The 18,310-nt window shown below is 62.1% G+C and carries 13 protein-coding genes and 2 riboswitches; of the genes, 7 read left to right on the top strand and 6 right to left on the bottom strand.

What is annotated here, in order from left to right:
- Window positions 1-23 precede the first annotated feature (23 nt).
- Window positions 24-3,734: a methionine synthase gene (metH, locus tag FRT59_RS19945; protein WP_153872140.1), complete on the bottom strand. Its 3,711-nt coding sequence runs from the start codon at window positions 3,732-3,734 to the stop codon at window positions 24-26.
- 166 nt (window positions 3,735-3,900) lie between these two features.
- On the opposite strand from metH, the gene FRT59_RS19940 reads away from it, so the two are divergent.
- From FRT59_RS19940 to nfuA, 3 genes are all read left to right on the top strand, one after another.
- On the top strand, window positions 3,901-6,192 hold the full coding sequence (locus tag FRT59_RS19940; RefSeq protein ID WP_153872139.1) for a fatty acid cis/trans isomerase: 2,292 nt from the start codon (window positions 3,901-3,903) through the stop codon (window positions 6,190-6,192).
- A gap of 87 nt (window positions 6,193-6,279) precedes the next feature.
- Complete coding sequence (locus FRT59_RS19935; RefSeq protein ID WP_034119459.1) at window positions 6,280-7,305, top strand: acyltransferase family protein; 1,026 nt, start codon at window positions 6,280-6,282, stop codon at window positions 7,303-7,305.
- 59 nt (window positions 7,306-7,364) lie between these two features.
- On the top strand, window positions 7,365-7,949 hold the full coding sequence (gene nfuA, locus FRT59_RS19930) for a Fe-S biogenesis protein NfuA (protein ID WP_027606479.1): 585 nt from the start codon (window positions 7,365-7,367) through the stop codon (window positions 7,947-7,949).
- A gap of 308 nt (window positions 7,950-8,257) precedes the next feature.
- Here nfuA and cobM read toward each other — a convergent pair whose 3' ends face one another.
- From cobM to FRT59_RS19905, 5 genes are all read right to left on the bottom strand, one after another.
- Window positions 8,258-9,004 (bottom strand): precorrin-4 C(11)-methyltransferase, encoded by a 747-nt coding sequence (gene cobM / locus FRT59_RS19925; protein ID WP_153872138.1) that lies wholly within the window; start codon window positions 9,002-9,004, stop codon window positions 8,258-8,260.
- A gap of 70 nt (window positions 9,005-9,074) precedes the next feature.
- Entirely contained in the window at window positions 9,075-9,467 is a 393-nt protein-coding gene (locus tag FRT59_RS19920; protein ID WP_153872137.1) for a cobalamin biosynthesis protein, read from the bottom strand.
- Entirely contained in the window at window positions 9,464-10,168 is a 705-nt protein-coding gene (locus tag FRT59_RS19915; RefSeq protein ID WP_034119340.1) for a CbtA family protein, read from the bottom strand. The genes FRT59_RS19920 and FRT59_RS19915 overlap by 4 nt, the downstream gene beginning before the upstream one ends.
- A gap of 11 nt (window positions 10,169-10,179) precedes the next feature.
- Window positions 10,180-10,368, bottom strand: coding sequence for a CbtB domain-containing protein (locus FRT59_RS19910; protein WP_032875937.1), 189 nt, complete (start codon window positions 10,366-10,368; stop codon window positions 10,180-10,182).
- A gap of 97 nt (window positions 10,369-10,465) precedes the next feature.
- A riboswitch (cobalamin riboswitch) is annotated at window positions 10,466-10,679 on the bottom strand.
- A 145-nt stretch (window positions 10,680-10,824) separates the two neighbouring features.
- Window positions 10,825-11,244 carry a hypothetical protein gene (locus FRT59_RS19905; protein WP_167524298.1) on the bottom strand — a complete coding sequence of 140 codons (420 nt, stop codon included), beginning with the start codon at window positions 11,242-11,244 and terminating at the stop codon, window positions 10,825-10,827.
- Between the two features lie 192 nt (window positions 11,245-11,436).
- Window positions 11,437-11,636: riboswitch (cobalamin riboswitch) on the top strand.
- Between the two features lie 93 nt (window positions 11,637-11,729).
- Between FRT59_RS19905 and cobW the strand changes: the two genes are divergently transcribed.
- The 4 genes from cobW to FRT59_RS19885 are packed head-to-tail and all read left to right on the top strand — an operon-like array spanning window position 11,730 to window position 18,209.
- Entirely contained in the window at window positions 11,730-12,791 is a 1,062-nt protein-coding gene (gene cobW / locus FRT59_RS19900; protein WP_153872135.1) for a cobalamin biosynthesis protein CobW, read from the top strand.
- 2 nt (window positions 12,792-12,793) lie between these two features.
- The gene (gene cobN, locus FRT59_RS19895) at window positions 12,794-16,555 is read left to right on the top strand and encodes a cobaltochelatase subunit CobN (RefSeq protein ID WP_153872134.1); all 3,762 of its coding nucleotides are present in this window, start codon (window positions 12,794-12,796) and stop codon (window positions 16,553-16,555) included.
- Window positions 16,555-17,553, top strand: a complete 999-nt coding sequence (locus FRT59_RS19890; RefSeq protein WP_153872133.1) for a magnesium chelatase ATPase subunit I — start codon at window positions 16,555-16,557, stop codon at window positions 17,551-17,553. Before cobN ends, FRT59_RS19890 begins: the two co-directional genes overlap by 1 nt.
- A 53-nt stretch (window positions 17,554-17,606) precedes the next feature.
- Window positions 17,607-18,209, top strand: coding sequence for a vWA domain-containing protein (locus tag FRT59_RS19885; RefSeq protein WP_153872362.1), 603 nt, complete (start codon window positions 17,607-17,609; stop codon window positions 18,207-18,209).
- Window positions 18,210-18,310: the final 101 nt, after the last annotated feature.

Genomic DNA, 18,310 nt, shown 5'->3' with positions numbered 1-18,310 from the left:
ATACCGCACCCCTTGGCCAGTGTTTAGTTGTCGTACCCCAGGTTGGGCGCCAGCCAGCGCTCGGTCACGCTCAGGTCTTGAGCTTTGCGGGCGGTATAGCTTTGCACCTGGTCCTTGTCGATTTTGCCGACAGCAAAGTACTGCGCCTGTGGGTGGGCAAAGTACCAGCCGCTGACGGCCGCTGCCGGGAACATCGCGTAGTGCTCGGTGAGGAATACGCCGCTGCGCCCGGCGTGCATTTCGCGGGCCTCGGGGTCGAGCAGTTGGAACAACTGGGCTTTCTCGGTGTGATCAGGGCACGCCGGGTAGCCCGGGGCAGGGCGGATGCCGCTGTACTGCTCCTTGATCAGCGCCTCGTTGTCCAGTTGCTCGTCCTTGGCATAGCCCCAGTGCTCTTTACGCACTTGCTGGTGCAGCCATTCGGCGCAGGCCTCTGCCAGGCGGTCGGCCAGGGCCTTGACCATGATCGAGTTGTAGTCGTCACCGGCGTCCTGATAGGCCTTGGCGACCTCTTCGGCGCCGATGCCGGCGGTGGTGATGAAGCCGCCGATGTAGTCGGTCACGCCGCTGTCTTTGGGCGCGACAAAGTCGGCCAGGGAGAAGTTCGGCTTGCCGTCGGTCTTGATGATCTGCTGGCGCAGGTGATGCAGCTTGGCAATCGGCTGGCCGTCGTCACCGTAGACTTCCAGGTCGTCGTCCTGCACCTGGTTGGTCGGCCAGAAGCCGAACACGGCGCGGGCGCTGATGAGTTTTTCGTCGATCAGCTTCTTGAGCATTTCCTGGGCATCGGCGTAGAGCGCAGTGGCGGCTTCACCGACGACTTCGTCCTCGAGGATGCGCGGGAACTTGCCGGCCAGGTCCCAGGAGATAAAGAACGGCGTCCAGTCGATGTATTCGGCCAGCACTTTGAGGTCGATATTGTCCAGCACCTTGGCACCGGTGAAGGTCGGTTTGACCGGTGTGTAAGTGCTCCAGTCGAACTGCGGCTTCTTGGCGATGGCTGCCGGGTAGCTCAGGCGTTCGGTGCGCGCACTGCGGTTGGAGGTGCGCTCGCGCACGTCGATGTATTCCAGGCGGGTTTTCTCGACGAAACCGGCCTTCAACTCCTTGGACAGCAGCTGCGTGGCCACGCCCACCGCACGGGAGGCGTCGGTCACGTAGATCACTGCGTCGTTGCTGTACTTGGGCTCGATCTTCACCGCCGTGTGGGCCTTGGAGGTGGTGGCGCCACCGATCATCAACGGCAGGTGGAAGTCCTGGCGCTGCATCTCGCGGGCGACATGCACCATCTCATCCAGCGACGGTGTGATCAGTCCGGACAGCCCGATGATGTCGCACTTCTGCTCCTTGGCCACCTGCAGGATCTTCTCCGCGGGCACCATCACGCCCAAATCGACAATGTCATAGCCGTTGCAACCCAGGACCACGCCGACGATGTTCTTGCCGATGTCATGCACGTCACCTTTGACCGTCGCCATGAGGATCTTGCCCTTGGCTTCCGGCTTGTCGCCCTTTTCCAGCTCGATGAACGGGATCAAGTGGGCCACGGCCTGTTTCATTACGCGGGCGGACTTCACCACCTGGGGCAGGAACATCTTGCCGGCGCCAAACAAGTCGCCAACGATGTTCATGCCGGACATCAGCGGGCCTTCGATCACTTCGATCGGGCGGGCGAACGACTGCCGGGATTCCTCGGTGTCTTCGACGATATGGGTGGTGATGCCCTTGACCAGCGCATGTTCCAGACGCTTGTTGACCTCCCAGCCACGCCATTCTTCGGTTTCGGCTTCCTTGACGCTGCCGTCGCCCTTGTATTTGTCGGCGATGGCGAGGAGGGCGTCGGTGCCTTCCGGGGTGCGGTTGAGCACCACGTCTTCTACCGCGTCACGCAGCTCGGCCGGGATCTGGTCGTAGATCTCCAGCTGGCCGGCGTTGACGATACCCATGGTCAGGCCGTTGCGGATCGCATACAGCAGGAACACCGAGTGGATCGCCTCGCGCACCGGGTTGTTGCCACGGAACGAGAACGACACGTTGGACACGCCACCGGAGGTCAGCGCATAGGGCAGCTCGTCGCGGATATACGCACAGGCATTGATGAAGTCGACAGCGTAGTTGTTGTGCTCTTCGATACCGGTGGCGACGGCGAAGATGTTCGGGTCGAAGATGATGTCTTCCGGCGGGAAGCCCACTTCATTGACCAGGATGTCGTAGGAGCGTTTGCAGATTTCTTTCTTGCGCGCTTCGGTGTCGGCCTGGCCGGCTTCGTCGAAGGCCATCACCACCACGGCGGCGCCGTAGCGCTTGCACAGCTTGGCGTGGTGAATGAACTGCTCCACGCCTTCCTTCATGCTGATGGAGTTGACGATGCCTTTGCCCTGGATGCACTTGAGGCCCGCCTCGATCACTTCCCACTTGGAGGAGTCGATCATGATCGGTACGCGGGAGATGTCCGGCTCGCCGGCAATCAGATTGAGGAAGGTCACCATGGCCTTCTTCGAATCGAGCATGCCCTCGTCCATGTTGATGTCGATCACCTGGGCACCGGCTTCTACCTGCTGCAGGGCGACTTCAAGGGCTTCGGTGTAGTTGTCTTCGCGGATCAGCCGGGCGAACCTGGCTGAGCCGGTGATGTTGGTGCGCTCGCCGACGTTGACGAACAACGAACTGCGATCAATGGTGAACGGCTCCAGGCCCGACAAGCGGCAGGCCTTGGGAATGTCCGGGATCGGGCGCGGCGCATAACCGGCCACGGCGTTGGCGATGGCTTCGATATGGCCCGGTGTGGTGCCGCAGCAGCCGCCGACGATGTTGAGGAAACCGCTCTGGGCGAATTCTTCGATGACCTTGGCGGTTTCCGAGGGCAGTTCGTCGTACTCGCCGAATTCGTTCGGCAGGCCGGCGTTCGGGTGGGCCGAAACGTGGGTGTTGGCCTTGTTCGACAACTCTTCCAGGTAGGGGCGCAACTCGCTGGCGCCGAGGGCGCAGTTCAAACCCACCGAGATTGGTTTGGCGTGGGCCACGGAGTTCCAGAACGCTTCGGTGGTCTGGCCCGACAGGGTACGGCCGGAGGCGTCGGTGATGGTGCCGGAAATCATGATCGGCAGTTCGATACCGAGCTCTTCAAACACGCCTTGCACGGCGAAGATCGCGGCCTTGGCGTTGAGGGTGTCGAAGATGGTTTCGATCAGGATCAGGTCGGCGCCGCCTTCGATCAGGCCCTTGGTGGCTTCGGTGTAGTTTTCCACCAGCTCATCGAAGGTTACGTTGCGGTAGCCGGGGTTGTTCACGTCCGGCGACAGCGAGCAGGTGCGGCTGGTCGGGCCGAGTACGCCGGCGACAAAGCGCGGCTTGGCCGGGTTCTCGGCGGTCTTGGCATCGGCGATCTTGCGCGCCAGGCGTGCGCCTTCTACGTTCAGTTCATAGGCCAGCTCTTCCATGCCGTAGTCGGCCATGGAGATGCGCGTGGCGTTGAAGGTGTTGGTTTCGAGGATGTCGGCGCCGGCGTCCAGGTAGGCTTTTTCGATGCCGCCGATGACGTCCGGACGAGTGAGCACCAGCAGGTCATTGTTGCCCTTGACGTCACTCGGCCAGTCGGCGAAGCGTTTGCCGCGGTAATCCTGCTCTTCGAGCTTGTAGCTCTGGATCATCGTGCCCATGCCGCCGTCGAGGATCAGGATACGGTCCTTGAGGGCTTGGTGAAGGGCTTGCAGGCGAGCGCTACGATCGGGCATGGGACTACTCTGGTCAGGCATTACGGAGGGGGTGGATCATAGCAAACCTGTGCCGATTCAGAGCATGTACGGGTTCTGCATGAATATCGCTCATGTTGGTGGCGGCCGTGGCCCGGTAGAATCGCCGGCACTTTTATAGCGTACGCATTGAATCGGGACCGGATACATGTCACTTCGTCTTATCACCAGCGCCATCCTGGCACTGGTCGCCTGTATCGCCCAGGCACAAGGTCCCGCTGCGGCGATCTCCTATACCCGCGACATCCAGCCGATTTTCACCGAGAAGTGCGTGGCCTGCCACGCCTGCTACGACTCCGCCTGCCAGCTCAACCTGGGCAGTGCCGAGGGCGCGGCCCGTGGCGCGAGCAAGGTGCCGGTGTACGACGGCGAGCGCAGTCAGGCCGCGCCGACTACGCGCCTGTTCTATGACGCATTCGGCAAGCAAGCCTGGCAGCAGAAGGGCTTCTATTCGGTACTCGACGCCCAGGGCAGCCAGGCCGCGTTGATGGCGCGCATGCTGGAGCTGGGGCATAACGCGCCGCTGCAACCGAATGCCAAGCTGCCTGAAGAAATCGTGTTGGGCCTGAATCGCGAAAACATGTGCGCGACCCCCGGCGAGTTCAACGCCTACGCCGGCGCCCATCCCAAGGAAGGCATGCCGCTGGCCGTCACTGGCCTGACCGACCAGCAATACCAGACCCTGCAACGCTGGCTGGCCTCCGGTGCGCCGATAGACGAGCAAGGCCTGGCACCCAGCGCCAGGGAAGCCTTGCAGGTGCAGCAGTGGGAAAACCTGTTCAACCAGCCGGGCGCGCGGGAAAGCCTGGTGGCGCGCTGGTTGTACGAGCATTTGTTCCTGGCGCACATCTATTTCGAGAACGGCGAGGCGGGGCATTTCTTCCAATGGGTACGTTCGCGAACGCCGAGCGGCCAGCCCATTGACTTGATCGCCACCCGTCGTCCCAACGATGACCCAGGCACTCAAGTCTATTACCGCCTGTGGCCGGTGCAGGGCGTGATCGTGCATAAGACCCACATCACTTACCCGTTCAGCGCGGCGAAAATGGCGCGGATCAAAGACCTGTTCTACTCCGGCGACTGGCAGGTGAGTGCCTTGCCGGGCTATGGGCCGGGTCGCCGCGCCAACCCTTTCGAAACCTTCGAGGCGATCCCGGCCAAGGCGCGCTACCAGTTCATGCTGGATAACGCCGAGTACTTCGTGCGCACCTTCATTCGTGGGCCGGTGTGCCGTGGGCAGATCGCCACGGACGTGATCCGCGATAACTTCTGGACCCTGTTCCAGGAGCCCGACCACGACCTGTACATCACCGATGCGCGTTACCGCGGCCAGGCCACGCCACTGTTGGCCATGCCGGGGCAAAACGATGATGTTGGCAGTGTGCTGGGCCTGTGGCTGGCCTATCGCGACAAGCGCAACCAATACGAAGCCCTGCGCCGTGACAGCTATGCAGACCTGCCGGCGCCGAGTTGGTCGAGCCTGTGGGCGGGCAATGACAATGCCTTGTTGACCATCTTCCGCCATTTCGACAGCGCTTCGGTAACCAAGGGCTTGATCGGCGAAGTGCCGCAGACGATGTGGTTGTTCGATTACCCGCTGCTGGAGCGCACCTATTACCAACTGGCAGTGAACTTCGACGTGTTCGGCAATGTGTCGCACCAGGCCCAGACGCGCTTGTACTTCGACCTGATCCGCAACGGTGCCGAGCAGAACTTCCTGCGCCTGATGCCGGCCGATACCCGCGAGGATTTCCTCGATGACTGGTACCAGAACAGCGGCAAGCTCAAGCTGTGGCTGGACTATGAGGCTATTGATGACGACAAGCCGAGCGGGCTTCACCTGGATGAAAAAGACCCTAAGCGCGACTTCGCCAATCAACTGCTGAGCCGCTACGGTGCCCTTAACGTCAGCCCCGATCCGATCAACCGCTGCATCGGGGCGTATTGCTCGCGCCCGGGTATCGGCCCGGCCTTGCAGGACGCCGAACAGGCGCTTAGCCGCCTGACTTCGCGCCCTGCGGCGGGGCTCAAAGTGATCGATCAGTTGCCCGAGGCCACGATGTTGCGCATCGAAACCGCCAGCGGCCAGCGCGTTGTCTACAGCATGCTGCGCAACCGCGCCCACAGTAACGTAGCGTTCCTGCTGGGTGAGGCGTATCGCTATCAGCCGGGGCTGGACACGCTGACCATCTACCCCGGGGTAATGAGCAGTTATCCCAACTTCATGTTCAACATCCCGGCCCACGACGTGCCGGCATTTGTCACGGCGATGGAAAATGCCAAGGATGCCAAACGCTTTGAAAAGATCGTTGATCGCTGGGGCGTGCGTCGCAGCCATCCACAGTTTTGGCAGTACTTCCACGATCTGTCGCAGTACATTCGGGAAACCACCCCGGTGGAGGAGGGAGTATTGGACATGAACCGCTATGAGAACCTATAACGACTGTCAGTGATCCAGTCATCTCCCCAAACGGGCGCTGAAGTGGTCGGATATTTGCCTTGCGGGAATGGAAAAGGTATTCCGATGATGTTGATTTCAGTGCAGGCGCTACGTGCCTTGGCGGCGTGGATGGTGGTAGGGCATCACTTCATTCAGGTGTTTTTTGAATTTGATGTGGACACCCCGCTGGCCTACCTGTTTGCCGACAAGGGCGGCATTGGGGTGGACATATTCTTTGTCATCAGTGGCCTGGTGATTTTCCTCGCGACCGCGGACAAGGCGCTGACCCCCTGGCAATTCATGCTCATGCGCCTGGCACGGATCGCGCCGGCGTATTGGTTCTATACGCTGCTCATGGCTCTGGTGGTTCTGGCCGTACCCTCGATGTTTCCAGAAGCTCAGGTCGTGCCCAGTCATGTACTCCTGTCGCTGCTGTTTATCCCGGCCGAGAACCCGGGTGGGTTTGGGGTGTATCCGTTACTGGATGTCGGCTGGACCCTGAACTTCGAGATGCTGTTCTATGTTCTGTTTGCCGTGGCTTTGTGGGTTCGCGGGTCTTACCGGTTGTGGGTAGTGGCCGCGTTGCTGTATCTCGTGTGCTGCATCATCAGCCCTGCTTTGAACCTGGCCAGCGGGTTCTACAGTAACGACATCGTGCTGGAATTCCTGATGGGCATTGTGATCGGCATGCTGTACCGCCGTGGCCTGTGCCGGGCCAGGGCGTGGCTGCCGCTGTTGGGCATCGCGGTGGCGCTGGCGGCGATTTATCACGGGGCAGATGTACCCCGAGCGCTGGAGTGGGGCGTGCCCAGTGCGCTATTGGTTATCAGCTGTGTGGCCCTGGAGCCTTACTTCCAGGGTTCGCGCATCTTGAAGTTGCTCGGTGATTGCTCTTATTCGGTGTACTTGATCCACGTATTGGTGTTGGTCGCCGGGCGGTGGGTTGCTGAACGGATGGGGCTGGACCCCTACGCAATCCTGCCGGTTTGCATCGCGGTGATAGCGCTGGGCGCCTATGGCAGCTACCAATGGCTGGAGAAAGCAACCTATCGTACGCTCAAGCGTTGGCTGGGCGTTGAGGAGCGGGTAATTATTTCCCGACAAAAATACTAGGACTTTGTACCTCTGTAATGATTTGGCGTAAACTGCCGGCAAGCCTGTGAGGAGTTTCCATGACTGCCATAACCATTACCGACGCCGCCCACGATTACCTGGCTGACCTGCTGTCCAAGCAGAACACCCCGGGTATCGGCATCCGCGTCTTTATCACCCAGCCCGGCACCCAATACGCCGAGACTTGCATTGCCTACTGCAAGCCTGGGGAAGAGAAGCCTGAAGACACCGCCCTGGGGCTGAAAAGCTTCACCGCGTACATCGATAACTTCAGCGAAGCCTTCCTCGACGACGCCGTGGTCGACTACGCCACCGACCGCATGGGCGGCCAGTTGACCATCAAGGCGCCCAACGCCAAGGTGCCGAACGTCAACGCCGATAGCCCGGTCAACGAGCGCATCAACTACTACCTGCAAACCGAGATCAACCCCGGGCTGGCCAGCCACGGCGGCCAGGTGAGCCTGATCGACGTAGTGGATGACGGTATCGCTGTATTGAAGTTCGGCGGCGGTTGCCAGGGCTGTGGCCAGGCGGACGTGACGTTGCGCGAAGGCATCGAGCGCACCCTGCTGGAGCGTATTCCTGAGCTCAAGGGCGTACGTGACGTGACCGACCACACGCAGAAAGAAAACGCCTACTACTGAGTAAGGTGTTCACTGCGAGCATAAAAAACGGCGCCCCGTGAGCGCCGTTTTTTTTGATTTAAATTCAGTAAGTTGCTGTTACCCACGGATTCAAGCCTGCGTTCGGCCAGCGTGGTTTGACGGGGCGCCTAAGATCAAAAGCCAGATCAAGATCAAGATCAAGAGCGGCTCGCTTCGCATCGTAGTTACCGTTGTCAGCTACGAAGTTGTGTAGATACCCATGCTCATCGGGGGCAAGGCCCCTCCCACATTTTTCTGTATTTATTAATAAAAATCAGTGTGTTGATTTTACTTTGTGAAGTAAAAAATCAAGGCCGATAAAGGTGCGCATGCCCGGCCCGATACAGCGACGACTCACTGAAACTATCACTGGCCAGCACCCGGCCCACCACAATCAACGCAGTACGCCGGAACCCCTTGGTTGCGACCTTGCCGGCAATATCCGCCAGGGTGCCGACGGCCCAGTCCTGATCCGGCCATGTAGCCCGGTGCACCACGGCTATCGGGCAATCGGCGCCATAATGCGGCAGCAGCTCGGCGACGATCTTCTCCAAGTGGTTGACACCCAGGTGAATCGCCATGGTCGTGCCGTGGCGAGCCAGGCTGTCGAAGTCTTCACCGGCCGGCATGCTGGTTTTATCGGCATAGCGGGTCAGGATCACGCTCTGGGCAATGTCCGGCAGGGTCAGTTCGGTTTCCAGCAGCGCCGCACAGGCCGCCACTGCCGTGACCCCGGGAATGATCTGGAAGGGGATGCCCAGCTCACGCAAGTGGCGGATCTGCTCGCCTATCGCCCCATACAGGCTTGGGTCGCCGGAGTGCACGCGTGCCACATCCTGGCCGTTTGCGTGGGCAGTTTTGATCAGGTCGATGATCTGCTCCAGGTGCAGCTCGGCGCTGTTGACCACCTGTTGCGCCCGATGGCCTTCCAGCACCGCCGCAGGTACCAGCGAGCCGGCATAGATGATCACCGGGCAACTGCGGATCAGCCGCTGGCCCTTGACGGTAATCAGTTCCGGGTCGCCGGGACCTGCGCCGATGAAGTAGACGGTCATGGAGGATTCCTGTTGAAAAACGGGCGAGCATGAAGATTGCTCATGATCGAGAACGGCAATTATCGGGTTTTTAACCGGTACAGGCTAATGCAAACGTGGCCTGGGCGGTTTTCTTGCGGGTGATCAGCAGGCGGGCAGGGCCGTGGGCGAGTTGCTCGGCCAAGGCCAGGGCGGCGCTTTCGGCGATGCCGTAACAGCCAGTATGGGCAAAAGCCAGGGCTGACTTGTGGCTCAGGCGGTGTTCATAACCGGCCAACTGTTGCGCACTGAAACACTGGAGTGGCAAGTCCAGCAACTGGGCCAGGGCCAGCAACCCGGGTTCATCCTGTTTGCGATCAATGCTCGCCAGCGCCGTGATGCGTTGGCGTGCAATGCCGCCTTCGGCTAGCGCACTGTCAAACAGGCCCAGCAGGGTGTGAACATCACAACCCCGCTGGCAACCCAGGCCGACTACCAGGGTCATGCCGAGTATTGATCATCGCGGTTGCGGCGGAACAGCCAGGCGCTGATCAGGCCCAGGGCCAGCCAGAACGCCACGTTGGTCAACTGCGAGGCGATCTTGAACTGCGCTTCGAGAGCCTCCGGGGCCAACATCGAATGCACTTGTGGCTGTGGCGCACCGATGATATGAGGCACGGCAAGGATCGCCACGCCCAGCACTTTCAACAGCCAATTGCGCCCGAACACGATCAGCGCGATACCCGCAGCGGTGGAAGCTGCGGTGCCGATCCACCAGGTCTGGCGCAGCGCAAGGTCAGCCGCTGCAGTGCCCGGTAATTCCGGTGGCAGGCCCAGGGTGGGCGCCAGCACAAAGGTCGCGTAACCCGCCAGGCCCCAAAGCAAACCCTGGGCGGTGCGGGTCGGTGCGCGCAAGGTGTACAGGCCGGCCAGCATCAGCGCAAACCCGACCGCCACTACCAGGTTGCCACCGGTAGTCGACAGCACGCGCTGCCAGCCATCTTCCGGCTCCCAGGCTTCGGCGTCGTGGGTGTGGGCAGCGGCCCCTGCGGCATGTTCATGGGTGACTTCGGCGACAGCCGGAGCCTTTTCATAGGTCTCCGCCTGCAAAATCAACGGCGCGACCCACAAGCTTTGCAGCAGGGTCAGCAGCAGGGCGGCCAACAAGCCGGTGAACCCTGCGGTTCGGGCAATACGCTTGATCATGTCGGCAAGTCTCAGTGGCACGGGAATGCGGCGCTGTGGCGGGTATCGTGGGCCGCGTTGTGCACGGCCTCGATATGCGAGAAGCCGGCGAAATACACAAGGCACGCGCCCAGGATCGACGCACCGATAGCGGCAGTCAGGCGTTGGCTCAAGGTGGCGGTGCTGCTGGCGGAGTGCGAAGTGCTGCTGATGATCGACATGGCGCGTCCCTTTCGAGTGTCAGGGTGAAACGAGCGCATGAAAACCCCGCGAGCCAGGCACGCAGGGTTCTGAACAGCGCCCGCCCACCGCGGGTTTGTTATCTGATTTTTTCGGGCCGGTCTCCGGGCTTGCGAGGGGCGGCTCTTGAAAGAGTCCAGCCTGATAAGCATCTCCTTCCCATGCGCAGCACAGTGGATTTGACGCTTCGCTCGCTTACCGTTGCGGGGGCAGCACCGGACTTGCCATAGGTCTATGGCGCACCGATTTCCCGTTTCACCCTGTGAAGGGCACCCGAAACAAGATGTGTAGGAGAGCATGAGCGGGAGTTATGCGTCAATGAGGGTTGTATGGCATTCAGGGTTTGGCCCTTCCCCGTGGATGGAAAGGGCACTGTTGAGTTCAGTCATACCCCTAGAGGCAGCCGGCTATCGTTCGCTGCACCGGCCTTCAAGGTTTTACTCGGCAAAAGCGACTGTCGAACGGCGTCCGGCGGCCACATTCTCTGCATCATCGAGGGTAAATGTGCCGTTGAGCGGGAACATGGTGCTCCCGCCAATCAAGTCGAGTTCCTTGAACACGTCTTTGCGCTTCAAGGTCTCCGCCGCGATCTCGCTCTGGCGTGGTGTTGGCGGTGTGCCTCGCAGCGGCACTCCGTCAGCTGTCCTCTTGAGCGAATCGCGGGTGATGGTTTCGGAGTCGAACCTGGGGTCATGCAAGGCGTCCATATTGTCGATGATTTCTTGCAAGAGCTCCTCGCGAGTCAGCAGGTCGACGGGCCGTTCGCTGGTTGTGGTCTGCGGATTTTCTCGCTGGGTGATAGCGTGCGTTTCGGCAGGCGGTGCTGTATTGATGTGTGGCGAGACTGTGAGTGCCATTGTTGACTCCATAGAATGTTGGGTGAACCACGCATCAATGGCCTTGATGACGTGGCAGAGAGTTGTGGTTTGCGCTGCGCAAATGATTCCTTGAACCGACAAGTAATTTGTTTCAAGTTGATTGGGCCTCGCATCGGGTGAGCGCTTCTGTGGCGTGCGAACGATCAATATTGACCGGTTCTCCCGCACTGCGTAGCCTTGCACCCTCGAGGTTCTTCGGCCCAGGTCGAAGCTAAGAAGGGAACGCGGTTCAAGCCGCGGCTGCCCCCGCAACTGTGAAGGGTTCAGTTGACTGCCACGCCACTGCCGAGACGGCGGGAAGGCGCAGTCAGCGTTGGTCGCAAGACCTGCACGCCCCAAGCCAGGAGACCTGCCTCGTCACCGATTTTCCAATTCAACCGGGCGGGGTGATCCGGTGACGAAATCCGCTGCTGCGCGATGCCGCAGGGCCTGTCGTCCCGTATGCCCGCCCCAAAGGGCATCCGATGAAAACACTGGCCAAACTTCCCGTCACCATCGTTACCGGCTTCCTGGGCTCGGGCAAAACCACGTTGCTGCGCCATATGCTCGACAATGCCCAGGGCCGTCGGATTGCGGTGATCGTCAACGAGTTCGGCGAGCTGGGCATTGACGGTGAAATCCTCAAGCAGTGCTCCATCGGTTGCACCGAAGAAGAAGCCAACGGCCGCGTGTACGAACTGGCCAACGGTTGCCTGTGCTGCACCGTTCAGGAGGAATTCTTCCCGGTGATGCGCGAACTGGTTGCCCGTCGCGGTGACCTTGACCATATCCTCATCGAAACCTCGGGCCTGGCCCTGCCAAAACCGCTGGTGCAAGCCTTCCAGTGGCCGGAAATCCGCAGCGCCTGCACAGTCGATGCGGTGATCACCGTGGTCGACAGCCCGGCCGTGGCCGCTGGTACGTTCGCCGCGTTCCCGGATCAAGTCGACGCCCAGCGCAAACTCGACCCGAACCTGGACCACGAGTCGCCGTTGCACGAACTGTTCGCCGACCAACTGGCCAGCGCCGACCTGGTAATCCTCAACAAAGCCGACCTGATCAGTGCCGAAGACCTGGCCCGCGTGCGCCTGGAAGTCGCCGAAGAGCTGCCGCCGGCGGTGAAGGTCATCGAAGCCAGCAGCGGTCGCCTGCCCCTGGACGTGCTGATCGGTCTGGGCGCCGGTTCCGAGGAACATATCGACGCTCGTCACAGCCATCACGATCATCACCACGACGGTGAAGACGACCACGATCACGATGCCTTCGACTCCATCTCCATCAACCTGCCTCAAGCCGACGAAGCGCTGTTGCTCGACGCCTTGACGCAATTGGTTGTCCAGCACGGCATTCTGCGTATCAAAGGCTTCGCCGCGATCCCGAACAAGCCGATGCGCCTGCTGATCCAGGGCGTGGGCACGCGCTTCGACAAGCACTTCGACCGTGCCTGGGGCGCCGATGAAGCGCGGACCACGCGCCTGGTGCTGATCGGCCAGGAACTGGATGCCGCCGGCCTTGAAGCGCAACTGCGCGCCGCCCTCAGCGTTTAACCATGCACCTGCTCAGGACCCAACCCGGTGGTTTCGTCGCGGACGACAATATTGCCGACCTTGGCCAAACCCCCGCTGAACTGGTGATCCTGTGCAGCGGCGATTCCAGCCTGGCGCTGCTCGCCGAAGCGGCGCAGCAGTTGCCCTTGGATTACCCCAGCCTGCGCCTGGCCAACCCGATGCAGGTGCAGAACCACGCCTCGGTCGACCTGTACGTTGATGAGGTGTTGCGCCACGCCAAGGTCATCCTGATTTCCCTGCACGGTGGCATTGGTTATTGGCGCTATGGCATCGAGCGTCTGGTGGAGCTGGCCGAACGCGGCGTCACCCTGATCCTGGTGCCGGGGGATGATCGCCCGGACCCGGAGCTCAGTGGCCTGAGCACCGTTGATGCCGAGCAGCGCGAGCGGCTGTGGCACTTTTTGCGCCAGGGTGGCCTGGGCAATGCGCTGGATTTTTATCACTGCCTGGCCAGTGCCCATTTGGGCCGCGACTATGCCTGGGCGGAGCCGCAAACCCTGCCGCGTACGGCGATCTATCACCCCAATAAAGCCAATGCCCGCCTCAATGACTGGCAGGCCGATTGGAGCGCCGATTGCCCGGTGGCCGCGGTGCTGTTCTACCGCTCCCACTTGCAGGCGGCCAATACCGGTTTTATCGATGTTTTTTGCCAGCGCTTGCAGGCCGCGGGCCTTAACCCGTTGCCCATCGCGGTGGCCAGTTTGAAAGAGCCCGGTTGCCTCACGGTGGTCGAGGACCTGCTCGACGACGTGGACGCTGCGGTGATCCTCAACACCACGGGTTTCGCCCAATCCAGCCCCGAAGCGCCGCACCTGCGCCCGTTTCGGCGCAATATCCCGGTAATCCAGGCGATCTGCGCCCAGGATAACCAGCCCGGATGGCAGGCCAGCGAACAGGGGCTCGGCCCCCGCGACCTGGCGATGCATATTGCCTTGCCGGAACTGGATGGGCGCATCATCAGCCGGCCCATCAGTTTCAAAGACCTGGCCTGGCGCAGCGAGCGCAGCCAGTCGGACGTGGTGTGCTACCGCGCAGCGCCTGAGCGCATGGATTTTGTCGCTGAACTGGCGCGGCGCTGGGTCGACCTGGCCCGGGTGCCGAATGCCGAAAAACGCATCGCCCTGATCCTCGCCAATTACCCGACCCGCGACGGTCGCATCGGTAACGGTGTGGGGCTAGACACGCCGGCGGCGGCGCTGAATATCCTGCGTGCCCTGCAAGCCGAAGGCTATCCGGTGGCGCAGCTGCTTCCCGACAGTGGCACCGCGCTAATCCATGCGTTGCTCGGCGGCGTCACCAACGACCTCGACAGCCTCGACCTGCGCCCCTGCCATCAAAGCCTGGGCCTGCAGGATTACCAGGCGATGTTCGATCGCCTGCCGGAGTCCAATCGCGAGGCCGTGCTGGAACGTTGGGGCACCCCACAAAACGATCCTATGTTTCGCGACGGTCGCATGATGATCGCCGGCCTGCGCCTGGGCCTGACCTTCGTCGGCATCCAGCCGGCCCGGGGTTACCAAGTGGACGCCAGTGCGGTGTACCACGACCCGGACCTGGTGCCGCCCCACGGCTACCTGGCGTTTTACTTCTGGCTGCGCCACACCTACGGCGCCCATGGCGTGATCCATGTGGGCAAGCACGGCAACCTGGAGTGGTTGCCGGGCAAAGGCGTGGGCCTGTCGCAAAACTGCTGGCCGGATGTGTTGCTGGGGCCTTTGCCGAATATCTACCCGTTTATCGTCAACGACCCGGGCGAGGGCGCCCAGGCCAAGCGGCGCACCCAGGCGGTGATCATCGACCATCTGATGCCGCCACTGACCCGCGCTGAAACCTACGGCCCGCTGCGTAACCTGGAGCTGTTGGCCGACGAGTACTACGAAGCACAATTGCTCGACCCGCGCCGCGCCCTTGAGTTGCAAAAAGACATTCTCAAGCTGGTGCGCGAAACACGCATCGACCAGGAACTGGAACTGGACGGCGAGGCTGACGCCGACATTTGGTTGCCGCGCCTGGACACCTACCTGTGTGACTTGAAGGAGTCGCAGATCCGCGACGGCCTGCATATCTTTGGCGAGTCGCCCGAAGGTCGCCTGCGCATCGACACCTTGCTGGCGCTGCTGCGCATTCCCCGTGGCGATGGCCGTGGCCCGCAATCGAGCCTGCTGCGGGTGCTGGCCAAGGCATTCGAGCTGGGTTTTGACCCGCTCGATTGCGCACTGGCCGAGCCGTGGACGGGGCGGCGCCCGTTGGTGCTGCAAAAGATTGATGGGCAGTTGTGGCGCACCGCCGGCGATACCCGCGAGCGCTTGGAGCTGTACGCGGCGCGTTTGATCGAGCAAGCGCTGGAAGGCCCCATCGAGCAATTGGAGGAGCCCGGCTGGGAGGACGTGAAGTCGGTCATCGAAAGCCTGCGCATTGTCGTGGCGCCACGCCTGGATGCATGCGGCCCGGCGGAAATGTACGGTTTGCTGGATGCCTTGAATGGGCGCTTTGTGCCGGCAGGGCCCAGCGGTGCGCCAAGCCGCGGGCGTCTGGATGTACTGCCGACAGGGCGAAATTTCTTCACTGTAGACGTGCGCAATCTGCCAACCACCACGGCCTGGCGCATCGGCTTTCAATCGGCCAATCTGATTCTTGAACGTCACCTGCAAGACCACGGTGACCATTTGCGCCAACTCGGCCTGTCGGTCTGGGGCACGGCGACCATGCGTACTGGCGGCGACGATATCGCCCAGGCCATGGCGCTGATGGGCGTGCGCCCGGTATGGGCCACCGGCAGCCAGCGGGTGGATGATTTTGAAATCCTGCCGATCAGCTTGCTCGACCGCCCACGTGTCGATGTGACCCTGCGCGTTTCCGGGTTCTTTCGCGACGCCTTCGCCAACCTGATCCGCCTGTTCGATGCGGCGGTGCAGGCGGTGGCGGCCCTGGACGAACCGGACGACATGAACCCGCTGGCCGCCAAGGTGCGCAGCGAGCGCCAAGCGCTGCTTGAGTCGGGCCTGGACGCAGAGGCCGCGGGGAAACAGGCCGGCTGGCGCATCTTCGGCGCCAAGCCGGGTGCCTATGGCGCAGGGGTGCAGGGCGCAGTTGACGGACGCCTGTGGCAAAGCCGTGAGGACTTGGCCGAGGTCTACTTGAACTGGGGCGGCTATGCCTACGGTGGCTCCGACGAGGGCACCGCCGCTCGCGAGCAATTCGCCCAGCGCTTGAGCCAGGTGCAGGCGGTAGTGCAAAACCAGGACAATCGCGAGCACGACCTGCTCGACTCCAACGACTACTACCAGTTCCAGGGTGGCATGCTCGCCGCCGTGGAAACCCTGAGCGGTGACAAGGCCGCCAGCTATCATGGCGACCATAGCCAGCCAGACCTGCCCAGAATCCGCACCTTGAAGGAAGAGCTGAACCGGGTGATCCGTGCCCGCGCCGCCAACCCCAAGTGGATCGAAGGCGTGAAGCGCCATGGCTATAAAGGTGCGTTCGAGATGGCCGCGACCGTGGACAACCTGTTCGCGTTCGACGCCACCACCGCGCTGATCGATGATCATCAATATGCACTGCTGGCCGATGCCTACCTGCTCGACCCTGACATCCGGGCCTTTGTGCAACAGCACAACCCCGACGCCTTGCGCGACATGACCGAACGCATGCTCGAAGCCCAGCAGCGTGGCATGTGGCAGGAGCCGGGGGCGTATCGCGACGCATTGGAAAACCTGTTGCTGGATATAGAAGAAGACAGCTGATGACTGATATTCCCCATTTTCCGCTGTCCGCTGTGGTCGGCGCCGACGACCTGAAACTGGCGTTGTGCCTGACCGCCATCGACCCCAGGATCGGCGGTGTGCTGATCGAAGGGCCGCGCGGCATGGCCAAGTCGACCCTGGCCCGTGGCCTGGCAGACCTGTTGGCCAGCGGGCAGTTCGTCACCTTGCCCCTGGGCGCGACCGAAGAGCGCCTGGTCGGCACCTTGGACCTGGATGCCGCGCTCGGCGAGGGCCGTGCACAATTTTCTCCCGGCGTGTTGGCCAAGGCTGACGGGGGTGTGTTGTATGTGGATGAAGTCAACCTGCTCGCGGACCACTTGGTGGACCTTTTGCTGGACGTGGCCGCCAGCGGCACCAACCTGATCGAGCGTGACGGCATTTCCCATCGGCATTCGGCGCGCTTTGTGCTGATCGGCACCATGAACCCGGAAGAGGGCGAGCTGCGCCCGCAGTTACTCGACCGCTTCGGCTTCAATGTGGCGTTGAGCGGGCAGACCTTGCCCGCCGAGCGCGGGCAGATCATCCGCCGTCGCCTGGATTTCGACAATGATCCGGCCGCGTTCTGCGCGCAGTGGGCTGAACCCCAGTCCGCCTTGCGCGAGCGCTGCACCCAGGCGCGGGCACGGCTGGACAGCATCGAGTTGGATGACCAGGCATTGGCCCGGATCACCGAGCGCTGTTTTGCCGCGGGCGTGGATGGCTTGCGCGCCGACCTGGTCTGGCTGCGTGGCGCTCGGGCCCATGCCGCGTGGCGGGGCGCGGCAGCCATCGCGGAGGAAGATATCCAGGCGGTTGCTGAATTTGCCTTGCGCCATCGCCGTCAACAGCAAACCCCGCCCGCCGCGCCACCGAATCAAGGGCCGTCGTCAAGCCCTTCGGACACTTCACTCGGCCAAGGCCAGTGGGGCGATATGCCCGCACCGGCCTTGCCCACGGGCGCGCGCCGCGATGTGCCGGCCTGGCCAAAAAAGCCCTAGGCATTCGCCCCCGACCTGACGCGGGGGCGAATGACCGGCCCCAGGCGGGGCGACTGGACAACGGCAGGCAAGGCAAGGCGCGCAGCGCGCAGCAGGGTTCGATCAATTGGCCGGGCACGTTGCTCGGTGGCCGGCCGCAATGCCGTGCAGATGTGCTGTTCCACCTGCGTAGCCGTTCGGCCCCTGAACTGTGGTTGGTGATTGTCGATGCCTCGGCGTCCACCCGACGCCATCGTGCGTTGACCGATGCCAAGGGGTTGTTGGCCCAGTTGTTTGACGATGCGTATCGGCAACGGGCGCGCATGGCGTTACTCACGGCCAGTGGGCGCTCGCCCAAATGGCAGGTGCAGGGGCTCAAGGCCGCCAAGGGCTTGGCGGGCTGGCTGGATCAACTGGGCGCTGGCGGTGGCACGCCGTTGCTGGCGGCGTTGAACGAGGCCGGGCATTGGCTGGCGGCGCGGCGCAAGCGCTATCCCGGCGAGCAACAGCAGTTGCTGGTGGTGACTGATGGGCGGCTCAAGGCGATCGGCGCGCTACCGCGATTGGAGTGCCCAGGGATGTTGGTGGATATCGAGCGTGGGCCGATCAGGTTGGGGCGGGCCCAGGAATTAGCTGCCGGGTTGCAGCTCGATTATCGGCATATCGATAAGCTGTAGCGTCTGGGCCATTGCCTTCGCGAGCAAGCCCGCTCCCACATCTAACCGCATTCCAAAGGGTGTACTCGGTTAAGTGTGGGAGCGGGCTTGCTCGCGAAGAG

The sequence above is a fragment of the Pseudomonas haemolytica genome (genome assembly GCF_009659625.1).
GTDB lineage: Bacteria > Pseudomonadota > Gammaproteobacteria > Pseudomonadales > Pseudomonadaceae > Aquipseudomonas > Aquipseudomonas haemolytica.
Note: the sequence above shows the minus strand (reverse complement) of the source record. Positions and strands in the feature narration are given on the sequence as shown.

Coding starts and splice junctions, on each gene's coding strand:
- metH (WP_153872140.1), bottom strand. CDS start 3,734: ATGCCCGATCGTAGCGCTCGCCTGCAAGCCCTTCACCAAGCCCTCAAG.
- FRT59_RS19940 (WP_153872139.1), top strand. CDS start 3,901: ATGTCACTTCGTCTTATCACCAGCGCCATCCTGGCACTGGTCGCCTGT.
- FRT59_RS19935 (WP_034119459.1), top strand. CDS start 6,280: ATGTTGATTTCAGTGCAGGCGCTACGTGCCTTGGCGGCGTGGATGGTG.
- nfuA (WP_027606479.1), top strand. CDS start 7,365: ATGACTGCCATAACCATTACCGACGCCGCCCACGATTACCTGGCTGAC.
- cobM (WP_153872138.1), bottom strand. CDS start 9,004: ATGACCGTCTACTTCATCGGCGCAGGTCCCGGCGACCCGGAACTGATT.
- FRT59_RS19920 (WP_153872137.1), bottom strand. CDS start 9,467: ATGACCCTGGTAGTCGGCCTGGGTTGCCAGCGGGGTTGTGATGTTCAC.
- FRT59_RS19915 (WP_034119340.1), bottom strand. CDS start 10,168: ATGATCAAGCGTATTGCCCGAACCGCAGGGTTCACCGGCTTGTTGGCC.
- FRT59_RS19910 (WP_032875937.1), bottom strand. CDS start 10,368: ATGTCGATCATCAGCAGCACTTCGCACTCCGCCAGCAGCACCGCCACC.
- FRT59_RS19905 (WP_167524298.1), bottom strand. CDS start 11,244: ATGGCACTCACAGTCTCGCCACACATCAATACAGCACCGCCTGCCGAA.
- cobW (WP_153872135.1), top strand. CDS start 11,730: ATGAAAACACTGGCCAAACTTCCCGTCACCATCGTTACCGGCTTCCTG.
- cobN (WP_153872134.1), top strand. CDS start 12,794: ATGCACCTGCTCAGGACCCAACCCGGTGGTTTCGTCGCGGACGACAAT.
- FRT59_RS19890 (WP_153872133.1), top strand. CDS start 16,555: ATGACTGATATTCCCCATTTTCCGCTGTCCGCTGTGGTCGGCGCCGAC.